The 12206-nt window shown below is 42.3% G+C and carries 7 protein-coding genes; all 7 read left to right on the top strand.

Annotated features, from left to right (window positions below; translation table 11 throughout):
* Positions 1-83 precede the first annotated feature (83 nt).
* Entirely contained in the window at positions 84-626 is a 543-nt protein-coding gene (gene nusG, locus DMP02_RS05395; RefSeq protein WP_126323510.1) for a transcription termination/antitermination protein NusG, read from the top strand.
* 233 nt (positions 627-859) lie between these two features.
* Positions 860-1294, top strand: a complete 435-nt coding sequence (gene rplK, locus DMP02_RS05390; RefSeq protein ID WP_126323090.1) for a 50S ribosomal protein L11 — start codon at positions 860-862, stop codon at positions 1292-1294.
* A gap of 1 nt (position 1295) precedes the next feature.
* Positions 1296-2000: a 50S ribosomal protein L1 gene (gene rplA, locus DMP02_RS05385; RefSeq protein ID WP_126323089.1), complete on the top strand. Its 705-nt coding sequence runs from the start codon at positions 1296-1298 to the stop codon at positions 1998-2000.
* Between the two features lie 388 nt (positions 2001-2388).
* The gene (gene rplJ, locus DMP02_RS05380) at positions 2389-2919 is read left to right on the top strand and encodes a 50S ribosomal protein L10 (RefSeq protein ID WP_126323087.1); all 531 of its coding nucleotides are present in this window, start codon (positions 2389-2391) and stop codon (positions 2917-2919) included.
* A gap of 45 nt (positions 2920-2964) precedes the next feature.
* Positions 2965-3354: a 50S ribosomal protein L7/L12 gene (gene rplL, locus DMP02_RS05375; protein WP_126323085.1), complete on the top strand. Its 390-nt coding sequence runs from the start codon at positions 2965-2967 to the stop codon at positions 3352-3354.
* A 181-nt stretch (positions 3355-3535) separates the two neighbouring features.
* The gene (gene rpoB / locus DMP02_RS05370; protein ID WP_126323083.1) at positions 3536-7666 is read left to right on the top strand and encodes a DNA-directed RNA polymerase subunit beta; all 4131 of its coding nucleotides are present in this window, start codon (positions 3536-3538) and stop codon (positions 7664-7666) included.
* 203 nt (positions 7667-7869) lie between these two features.
* The gene (gene rpoC / locus DMP02_RS05365; protein ID WP_126323509.1) at positions 7870-12099 is read left to right on the top strand and encodes a DNA-directed RNA polymerase subunit beta'; all 4230 of its coding nucleotides are present in this window, start codon (positions 7870-7872) and stop codon (positions 12097-12099) included.
* Positions 12100-12206 lie beyond the last annotated feature (107 nt).

Below are 12206 nucleotides of genomic sequence, written 5' to 3'. Positions count from 1 at the left end.
CATTTATGGTAGAAAAAAAAACTGAGGTTGAACAAGACTCTTCTAGCCAGTCTGAAAAGTCATCGGAAGTAGTTGAAAACAACATGGCGGCTCCTAAAATGCACTGGTATGTGGTGCAGGCTCGTTCAGGTTATGAACGTAAGGTATTAGAAGCGCTAAACGACCGCATTCAGCAGCAAGGGCTTACGCGTAAATTTGGCCAGATTATCGTTCCTACGGAAGAGGTTGTAGAAATACGCCAGGGACGTAAACGTAAGACCGCACGTAAATTTTATCCAGGCTATGTGTTAGTAGAAATGGAAATGGATGAAGATAGCTGGTATTTAGTACAAAAAACCCCAGGCGTTATTAAATTTATTGGTGGCACGAGTGATAAGCCCGTATCACTGAATGCAAAAGAAGTTGATAAAATTCTCCATCGGATGCAAGAAGGTGTGGATAGACCTAAACCTAAGGTCTTGTTTGAAGTGGGAGAAGTGGTACGGGTGGTCGATGGGCCTTTCGCTGATTTTGATGGCGAAGTTAAAGAGGTTAATTATGAGAAGAACCGCTTAAGTGTTGCGGTAATCATCTTTGGTCGTTCCACGCCAGTTGAATTAGAATTTGGGCAAGTTAAAAAAGCTTAATGTAATTTAGATTTACTTAGGTAGATCTATCAAGGCCCCCCTAGTTAGTAGGGGGATGATGAAAATATACTCATAGCCATGGGATTTTTGGCAAGGCACCGCGAAAACGAAGCCACCACAGGGTATACAGCATACATGAGGATGGCGAGTTGAGCGGGAACGTAGACAAAAATTCAAGGGCGAAGAGTAGGGGAGCTTATTTCGATAAGCGCTAACTACCCGGAGATAAAAAAATGGCAAAAAAAATACAAGCTTATGTGAAGCTACAGGTTAAGGCTGGTGAAGCTAATCCTGCGCCTCCTATTGGTCCCGCATTGGGTCAACAAGGGGTGAATATCATGGAGTTTTGCAAGGCATTCAACGCGCGCACCCAACAAATTGAAAAAGGTATGCCTATACCCGTTGTTATTACGGTTTATAGCGATCGTAGTTTCACGTTTATTACAAAAACACCACCGGCTTCTATTCTGATAAAGAAAGCACTGGGTATTACCAAGGGTAGTAGCACGTCGAATAAAGACAAAGTCGGTAAGATTACACGTAAGCAATTGGAAGAGATTGCAGCGATTAAGATGCCTGATTTAACCGCAACCAATATGGATGCAGCCGTTCGTACCATCGCGGGTACCGCGCGCAACATGGGCGTTGAAGTAGAAGGGGGAATATAAAATGGCTACTAAACTGACTAAACGTCTCAAGCTGATCAAAGAAAAACTTCCTCTTAATAAAACGTACTCTGTTTTAGAGGCGATTACTTTACTGAAAGAACTTTCTACGGTTAAGTTTAATGAAAGCGTAGATGTAAGTATTAATCTAGGCGTAGACCCACGTAAGTCGGACCAAGCGGTTCGCGGTGCTGTTGTATTACCGCACGGGATTGGTAAAACCACACGCGTCGCTGTTTTCGCTCAAGCAGGTAATGCGGATGCAGCAAAAGCAGCCGGTGCTGATATCGTTGGTTTTGAAGACCTTGCTGAATCAATTAAGACCGGTAACTTAGATTTTGACGTGTTGATTGCTACACCCGACGCGATGCGTTTTGTAGGGCAATTAGGTCAAATATTAGGTCCTAGAGGCTTAATGCCTAACCCTAAGCTGGGCACCGTGACAACGGATGTGACCACGGCAGTGACCAATGCAAAATCAGGCCAGGTACAGTACCGCGCGGATAAAGGCGGAATCGTGCACTGTACGATTGGTAAAATCAATTTTGAAGCGCAGCAGTTACAGCAAAATTTAGATGCGTTACTGTCTGCCGTTAAAAAAGCAAAACCAAGTACAGCCAAGGGTATCTTTTTAAGAAGATTACATTTGTCTAGCACCATGGGTCCGGGATTACTTGTTAACCTTTCATCGGTTGCAGAAACAGTCTAGGGTGTGTGTAGTGGGTCGCTTGACTAGCCCCACTATTTAGTATAGAAGGGTTACCCCCTTATAAGGGCAGAACATTGACCGCTTAAATGCAGCAAGCAAAGTATAAAACGCTGCATTTTAGGTCTAAGAAATTCGCAGAAAGTAGGTAAAAAACCTACTAACTGTCGAAGACCGTAGGTGTGATGATAAAAAATGTCGTCATTGTGTGGCAATCCAGACAATATAGACTTTTTTATCAAAGCTTAATATTCCCTACGCAGACGGTGAACCGTATTACGGCCACCTTAATTAAATTGCTGAGTATCGCTAAAGCGGATGATAGACGGTGCGCGTGCGCACCACTCTAAAACCCAATTTAGTATCATTCAGAATGAGGAGAAACCAGAACGTGACACTAAGACTTGAAGATAAACAGGCCATTGTCGCGGAAGTCGGAGAAGTTGCAAAAAACGCGTTATCAGCAGTCACTGCTGAATATCGCGGATTGAGTGTGGGTGAATTGAGTCAATTGCGAGTACAGGCGCGTAACTCCGGTGTTTATTTGCGTGTTGTGCGCAATACACTGGCACGACGCGCTTTGGAAGGAACGGATTTTGCGTGTCTTCAGGACACCTTAGTAGGTCCCTTACTCTTAGCGTTTTCTCAACAAGAACCCGGTGCAGCAGCGCGACTTATTAAAGCATTTACAAAGCAGAACCAAAAATTGCTAGTCAAAGCATTAGCGTTTGATGGTCAACTGCTTCCAGTGAATGATATTGATAAGCTGGCTAGTTTACCGACACGTGATGAAGCGATTGCCACCTTAATGGCAGTTATGAAAGCGCCTATTACCAAACTGGTTCGTACCTTGGCTGAACCACATGCCAAATTTGTACGTACCGTTGCTGCAGTACGCGATCAGCGTCAGGCAGCAGGGTAAGCTAAAGGTTATAGAAGAAGTATTTTATTTTTTTGGAGTGATTATATGAGTACGGCCGTTAATTCTAAAGAAGATGTATTAAACGCGATTGCAAATATGAGCGTAATGGACGTTGTTAATCTTATTAAGAGCATGGAAGAGAAGTTTGGTGTTTCTGCTGCCGCAGCGACTGTTGCTGTAGCGGCTCCTAGTGCGGGCGGATCAGCCGCTGCTGCGGAAGAAAAAACTGAATTTAACGTAATTTTGGCAGATGTTGGTGCTAACAAAATTAATGTTATTAAAGTAGTACGTACAGCAACCAATCTAGGCTTAAAAGAAGCTAAAGACCTCGTTGAATCAGCACAACCCGTTATTAAAGAAGGGCTTTCTAAAGCTGATGCAGAAGCGCTTAAGAAGCAGCTTGAAGAAGCGGGCGCTAAAGTTGAACTGAAATAACGTCAACGCGTTTTAAATAGATTGGTTTTATTTAAGAGCAGTTGTTGTCCTTTCTTTATGAAAGGGCAGCAACTGGTTCTTATTAAGTCAAAATGAGATGCTCAGGGTTAACTTGAGCATTCTTATGTTAGTGCTTTTTCAATGTAATTGTAATTCTGTTCTCTAAACTAGGTGAACTTTGATGGTAATTCGGATATCCCAAGCAACTGAGTCAGCGGCTAAGCCTTATTCATTCACAGAAAAAAAACGTATTCGGAAAAATTTTGGTAAACAAGCCACGATTATGGAGGCGCCTTATCTTTTAGCGACCCAGATCGAGTCTTACCATCGTTTTTTGCAAACAGATACCCCAGCAGACGCTTTAGAAGAGTTTGGGTTGAATGCGGCTTTTAAATCAGTGTTTCCTATTTCTTCTTATTCTGGTGGTGAAGCGACCTTAGAATATATCAGCTACCGAATAGGGCAACCGCCTTTTGATGTCAAAGAATGTCAAGCACGCGGTCTAACCTACGGTGCGCCTTTACGTGTCAAGATGCGTTTGATTATTTTTGATGAAGCAGCGCCGGGCACTAACCGAATTAAAAATATTAAAGAACAAGAAGTCTACATGGGTGAATTGCCCTTGATGACGGATACAGGTAGTTTTGTTATTAATGGAACTGACCGTGTGGTTGTTTCGCAACTACATCGTTCGCCGGGTGTATTTTTCGAGCATGATAAGGGTAAAACACACTCATCCGGTAAATTACTTTATGCAGCACGCATTATTCCTTACCGTGGTTCATGGCTAGATTTTGAATTTGATCCCAAAGATAACCTCTTTGTTCGTATCGACAGACGCCGTAAATTAGCGGCAACGATCCTATTACGTGCCTTAGGATTTACCACTGAAGAAATACTCGAATTATTTTTCGCGAATAATACCTTCCATTTCAAAGGTGAGTCAGTTGTTTTAGATTTAGTACCTGAGCGCCTACGCGGTGAAATCGCCACATTTGATATTAAGGATGCAGCAGGTAAAGTTATTATAGAACAAGGTCGCCGTATTGCTGCGCGACAAATTCGACAGTTAGAACAAGCAAAAATAAAACAATTAGAGTTTACAGCTGAATATTTGCTGGGTAAAACCTTAGCAAAACCAGTCATTGACCCAGAAACAGGTGAGATTTTATTTGAAGCGAATACCGAATTAACCGCTGATATCATTAAAAAAATAGCTGAGTCCGGTATAAAAACCATTGAAACATTGTATACCAATGATTTAGATTCAGGCGCTTATGTTTCCACGACCCTGCGTATTGATCCTAGCAATAGCCAGCAAGAAGCATTGGTAGAAATCTACCGTATGATGCGTCCGGGTGAGCCGCCAACCAAAGAAGCAGCAGAAGCTTTATTTAAAAATCTGTTTTTTGTTCCTGATCGTTATGATTTATCCGCTGTAGGCCGAATGAAGTTTAATCGGCGTTTAGGGCGTGAAGAAATTTTAGGATCTGGCACTTTAGCTAAAGAAGATATTGTTGATGTTTTAAAAGCCTTGATTGATATTCGTAATGGTAAAGGCGATGTCGATGATATTGACCATTTAGGCAATCGACGTGTGCGTAGTGTGGGTGAGATGGCTGAAAACCAGTTCCGTGTTGGCTTAGTGCGTGTGGAACGAGCAGTTAGAGATCGTCTCAGTGTGGCAGAGTCTGAAAATTTAATGCCGCAAGATTTAATTAACGCTAAACCTATTTCTGCGGCGATAAAAGAATTTTTTGGTTCCAGTCAATTATCTCAGTTCATGGACCAAGTAAATCCACTTTCAGAAATTACGCATAAACGACGTGTTTCAGCGCTTGGACCGGGTGGTTTAACCCGTGAACGTGCGGGCTTTGAAGTTCGGGACGTGCATCCAACCCATTATGGTCGTGTTTGTCCGATTGAAACACCGGAAGGACCTAATATTGGCTTGATTAATTCTCTGGCTGTTTACGCACGCACAAACCATTATGGATTCCTTGAAACCCCTTATCGAAAAGTTGAAAACGGTAAAGTAACGCATGAAATCCAATATTTATCAGCTATTGAAGAAGGTAAATATGTTATTGCGCAGGCTAATACACGTTTGGATAGCCATGGCCGACTCATCGATGATTTGATTCCTTCACGCCATCGTAATGAATCCATGCTGACAACAGCAGATAAAGTCGATTATATGGATATTTCGCCGTCGCAGGTTGTTTCCGTAGCGGCTTCTTTAATTCCGTTCTTAGAACACGACGATGCAAACCGTGCATTGATGGGTTCTAATATGCAACGTCAGGCGGTTCCTACCTTACGTACTGAAAAACCCTTAGTGGGAACAGGGATGGAACGTAAAGTGGCGGTAGACTCGGGTGTTGTTGTTGTCGCAAAACGTAGTGGTTTTATTGATTCCGTTGATGCAGGTCGAATTGTTGTGCGTGTAGACGACGAGGAAGCGGTAGCAGGTACCGCCGGGGTTGATATCTATAACCTGACAAAATATACACGTTCTAATCAAAATACCTGTATTAACCAACGACCTTTAGTCAATAAAGGCGACAAGATTAAGAAAGGGGATGTATTAGCGGATGGTCCTTCTACGGATCTCGGTGAATTAGCATTAGGGCGCAATTTATTAGTCGCATTTATGCCTTGGAATGGATATAACTTCGAAGATTCTATTTTAATTTCAGAGCGCGTTGTTTCTGAAGATCGTTTTACCACGATTCACATTGAAGAACTGACCTGTATTGGTCGTGATACCAAATTAGGTTCTGAAGAAATTACGTCTGATATTCCTAATGTCGGTGAAAGTGCGCTTTCTAAATTAGATGAATCTGGGATTGTACACTTAGGGGCTTGGGTTGAAGGTGGTGATATTCTGGTTGGAAAAGTGACACCAAAAGGTGAAACACAATTAACGCCAGAAGAAAAATTATTACGCGCTATTTTTGGTGAAAAGGCCTCCGATGTAAAAGATAGTTCATTACGTGTGCCTTCCGGCATGCGAGGAACAGTTATCGACGTGCAAGTCTTTACACGTGATGGTCTGGAAAAAGATCAACGTGCTTTAAGTATCGAAGCTGCGGCTTTAGAAAAAATTAAGAAAGATTTATACGACGAATTTAGAATTTTAGAAAATGATAGTTACCAACGTTTAGAAACATTATTGGTGGGTGCTGTTGCGAGCAGTGGTCCTAATAAGCTCAAATCAGGTAGCAAGGTAACGCTGGAATACTTGAATACGCTGTCTAAAGATCAGTGGTTTTCGGTCAGCTTGCGTGATGAAGCCGCCAATCAACAGTTAGAAGCTGTTGCTAAGCAACTTGAAGCAGCTCGTTTAGCTTTAGATGAAAAGTTTGAAAGTAAACGTAAAAAATTAACCCAAGGCGATGATTTAGCACCAGGGATACTCAAAATCGTTAAGGTGTATTTGGCTATTAAGCGTTGTATTCAGCCAGGGGATAAAATGGCGGGTCGACATGGTAACAAAGGGGTTATTTCAACCATTATCCCCGTCGAAGATATGCCTTATATGGAAGATGGTACGCCCGTGGATATCGTATTGAATCCATTAGGGGTTCCATCGCGTATGAACGTGGGGCAAGTATTAGAAACCCATTTAGGTTGGGCAGCCAAGGGCTTAGGTTTAAAGATAGGCGGCATGTTAGATAACAAGAAAAACATGAAAGAAATCAAAACCTTTTTAGGCTCCATCTATAACGATAATAAGCAAACCGCGCAAAAGGTTGATCTCGATGCGTTATCGAATGAAGAAACGCTCGAGTTAGCGCAGAATTTGCGTAAAGGTGTGACTATGGCGACCCCTGTTTTTGATGGTGTGACTGAAACGGAAATCAAGCGCATGTTACGTTTAGCGGATCTACCTGAATCAGGCCAAACAACGCTTTATGATGGTAGAACGGGTCAGCGTTTTGAACGCCCTGTTACAGTTGGTTATATGTATATGCTCAAACTAAATCACTTAGTTGACGATAAAATGCATGCCCGATCAACGGGTTCTTATAGTTTAGTCACTCAACAGCCGTTGGGTGGTAAAGCACAGTTTGGTGGACAGCGATTTGGTGAAATGGAAGTATGGGCTTTAGAGGCCTACGGTGCAGCTTACACCTTACAAGAAATGTTAACGGTGAAATCAGATGATGTCGCTGGTCGAACGAAGATGTATAAAAATATTGTTGATGGTGACCATCATATGGAAGCGGGTATGCCAGAATCGTTTAACGTATTAGTCAAGGAAATACGCTCCTTGGCAATTAATGCAGAATTAGAAACCAAAGATTAATCTGATGTGGAGTTATAACCTTGGCAACTAAACCAAAAGTGGACCCTATGAATAATGAAGTTGAAAGTGCTGCGACAGAATCAATGGCGGCAGATAAAAAAGTGTCTGCACAAGAAGATAAACAAACTTCGCCTCAAGAAAGCTTAGCCAGCATGGCAGAAGCGGTGCAATCTGCTGCTTCTCAGGTGACTGAAAAACCTTTAATGGCTGATTTATTGGGTATTTTGAAGCAAGAAGATTATCTAGATGAATTTGATAATATTCGTATCTCATTAGCTTCGCCTGAGATGATCCGTACCTGGTCTTATGGTGAAGTGAAAAAACCTGAGACTATCAATTATCGTACCTTTAAACCTGAAAGAGATGGTTTGTTTTGTGCGAAAATTTTTGGACCTATCAAAGACTATGAATGCTTATGTGGTAAATATAAGCGACTGAAGCACCGTGGCGTCATTTGTGAAAAATGTGGCGTTGAAGTGGCATTGACCAAAGTACGTCGTGAACGTATGGGTCACGTTGAATTAGCCAGTCCTGTTGCCCATATTTGGTTTTTAAAATCCTTGCCTTCACGTATCGGTCTTTTACTCGATATGACATTACGTGATATAGAGCGCGTGCTGTATTTTGAAGCCTTTGTTGTGATTGAACCTGGTATGACCATGTTACAGCGAGGACAGCTTTTAACGGATGAACAATATTTAGAAGCCATCGAAGAACATGGTGATGAATTTGATGCGCGTATGGGTGCCGAAGCGATACAACAATTACTCATTACTTTAGAAATGGGTGAAGAAATTAATCGCTTACGTGAAGAAATTCCTAATACCAATTCAGAAACAAAATTAAAGAAATATGCGAAGCGTTTAAAGCTTTTAGAAGCGTTTGAACAATCAGGTAATAAGCCCGAGTGGATGGTGCTAACGGTATTACCGGTATTACCACCTGATTTGCGTCCTTTAGTGCCTTTAGATGGCGGGCGTTTTGCAACCTCCGATTTAAATGATTTATATCGCCGTGTTATCAATCGTAATAACCGTTTAAAGCGCTTGCTTGATTTAAATGCACCCGACATCATCGTACGTAATGAAAAACGTATGTTACAAGAGTCGGTTGATGCTTTATTAGATAATGGTCGTCGCGGACGTGCGATTACCGGTAGTAATAAGCGACCTTTAAAATCCTTAGCGGATATGATTAAAGGTAAACAAGGTCGATTTAGACAGAATCTATTAGGTAAACGAGTGGATTACTCAGGTCGTTCCGTCATCGTAGTAGGACCTACCCTTAAATTACATCAGTGCGGTTTACCAAAGAAAATGGCTTTAGAGTTATTTAAGCCTTTTATTTTAAGCAAATTACAATTACATGATTTAGCATCTACGATTAAAGCTGCTAAAAAGATGGTAGAAAATGAATCACCTGAAGTTTGGGATATTTTAGAAGAAGTGATTCGTGAACATCCGGTTTTATTAAACCGAGCACCTACCTTGCACCGATTGGGTATTCAAGCGTTTGAACCTATTTTGGTTGAAGGTAAGGCGATTCAGTTGCATCCGTTAGTTTGTACCGCTTATAACGCCGACTTTGACGGTGACCAAATGGCCGTACACGTACCATTAACCATCGAAGCGCAATTAGAAGCACGTGCTTTAATGATGTCGACTAACAATATTTTATCACCTGCGAATGGTGAACCTATCATTGTTCCTACGCAGGATGTGGTATTAGGTCTTTATTATCTAACGCGTGATAGAATTAATGCCAAAGGTGAAGGCCTCGTTTGCGCTGATATAAACTCAGTACGCCAACTTTATGATACGGGGCATGCAGATTTGCATGCTAAAATCAAAGTGCGTATTACCGAAGTGCTATTTGATGAGCAAGGTAACAAACAAGAATCAACCAAACTGTTAGAAAGCACCATCGGTAGAGCGTTACTGAGTGAAATCTTACCGGATGGGTTACCGTTTTCTTTAATCAATAAGACCTTGAACAAAAAAGCTATTTTAAGCCTTATTAACGAATGTTATCGTCGTTTAGGCTTGAAAGCGACCGCTATATTTGCTGATAAGTTAATGTATACCGGTTTTAGCTACGCCACACGTGCGGGTATTTCTATCGGGATAGAAGATTTAATTATACCTGAAAGTAAAGGTGGGATTATTTCCGAAGCCGAAACCGAAGTAAAAGAAATTGAAGCACAGTATTCCTCAGGTTTGGTAACACAAGGTGAGCGTTATAACAAAGTAGTTGATATCTGGTCGCGTACCAATGACCAAGTTGCAAAAGCGATGATGGAAAAATTGGCGACTGAAGACGTTACGAATTCAGAAGGTAGCGTCGTTGCACAAGAATCGTTTAACCCTGTGTACATGATGGCAGACTCAGGCGCGAGGGGTTCACCTGCGCAAATGCGTCAGTTGGCGGGTATGCGTGGATTAATGACCAAACCAGACGGTAGCATTATTGAAACACCGATTACGGCTAACTTCCGCGAAGGTTTAGACGTATTACAGTACTTTATTTCTACTCACGGTGCGCGTAAAGGTCTTGCCGATACAGCACTTAAGACCGCTAACTCCGGGTATTTGACTCGTCGATTAGTGGATGTGGCACAAGATATGGTGGTGACTGAACTCGATTGTGGCGCAGAACTAGGTATTTTAATTACGCCCCATGTAGAAGGCGGCGAAATTATGGTGCCGTTACGTGAACGTGTATTAGGTCGTGTATTAGCCGATGATGTGAGCCTACCTGGTAGCGATGATGTCGTGGTTAATAAAGGTACCTTGCTGGATGAACAGTGGGTTAACATCTTAGAAGAGCGCGCGGTGGATCAAGTGAATGTACGTTCTCCTATTACTTGTGAAGCACGTTATGGTATTTGTGCGGCTTGTTATGGCCGAGACTTAGCACGAGGACACTTAGTCGTGATTGGGGAGTCTGTGGGCGTTATTGCTGCACAGTCAATCGGTGAGCCGGGTACACAGTTAACCATGCGTACCTTCCACATCGGGGGAGCTGCTTCGCAGGTTGCTTTAGCGAACCACATCCAAGTGAAATCCAAAGGTCGAATTAAGCTACACAACATTAAGTTAGTTAAGCACGCCGATGGTCATTTTGTAACGGTCTCGCGCTCCGGGGAATTAACCCTGTTAGATGCACAAGGCCGTGAACGTGAGCGCTATAAGCTCCCTTATGGTGCGAGTATTAAGGTTTCTGATGGTACCGAAGTAGTGCTAGGCCAAGTCATCGCACAGTGGGATCCGCATACTCATCCAGTTTTGACTGAAGTAGCTGGGTATATTAAATTTATTGATTTGGTTGATGGTATTACCATGAATCGCCAAACCGATGAAGTGACTGGTTTAACCAGCATCGTGGTGATGGACTCTAAACAACGCGGTTCTGGTGGTAAAGAATTAAGACCGATGGTGAGATTAACCGATAAAGAAGGTAATGATTTATTTTTACCTGGCACACGCTTACCAGCACATTACTTCTTACCCATTAACGCTATTTTGAGCTTAGAAGATGGTGCAGCAGTGGGCGTGGGTGATATCGTGGCACGTATTCCGCAAGAAACGTCTAAGACCCGAGATATTACCGGAGGTTTACCGCGAGTAGCTGATCTCTTTGAAGCACGCAAACCAAAAGAACCCGCTATTTTGGCAGAGATTTCTGGAATTATTAGTTTCGGTAAAGAAACCAAGGGCAAACGCCGTTTAGTTATTACTGGAAATAGTGGCGAAGTCTTTGAAGCGTTAATTCCAAAATGGCGTCATGTCACCGTTTTTGAAGGTGAACATGTTGAGCGTGGTGAGGTTGTGGCGGATGGTCCTTTAAATCCACATGACATCTTACGTCTTTTAGGAATTAATAAGCTGTCTAATTATATTGTCAGCGAAGTGCAAGAAGTATACCGCCTACAAGGTGTTAAGATTAACGATAAACACATCGAAGTTATCGTTCGTCAAATGCTACGTAAAGTGAACATCTTGGATTCGGGCGAAAGTCGCTTCTTAAAAGGTGAGCAGCTTGAAGAGGCGCGTGTCAAAGAAGAAAACCGTAAACTAATCGGCGAAGATAAACTGCCTGCACGTTTTGAGTCAGTATTATTAGGGATCACTAAAGCATCGTTGGCGACAGACTCGTTTATTTCAGCGGCTTCGTTCCAAGAAACCACACGTGTTTTAACTGAAGCGGCGGTGACAGGAAAACGTGATGATCTGAAAGGACTAAAAGAAAACGTGATTGTAGGACGTTTAATTCCAGCAGGTACAGGGTTTGCCTATCATGCTGAATCACGACGTCAGCGAGCGGCTAATAGTTTGGCAAGAAAGCAAAAATTAGCAGCTCCGCAAGTAACAGCCAGTGATGCAGAACAGGCATTGAGTCAGGCGTTATCTGAACCTAAAGACGAAGCAAAGTAATTTTTGCTTCCTGTGTAAAACTCACAATTCGGTCTAGAAAAATGCACCTTTTGGGTGCATTTTTTATTTCTAACTTTATTATTTTTTTATTAATTAGCGCGACTTTT

The organism is Candidatus Rickettsiella viridis (assembly GCF_003966755.1).
In the GTDB taxonomy this organism is placed as follows: Bacteria; Pseudomonadota; Gammaproteobacteria; order Diplorickettsiales; family Diplorickettsiaceae; genus Rickettsiella_B; species Rickettsiella_B viridis.
This window is presented reverse-complemented; position numbering and strand designations above follow the sequence as displayed.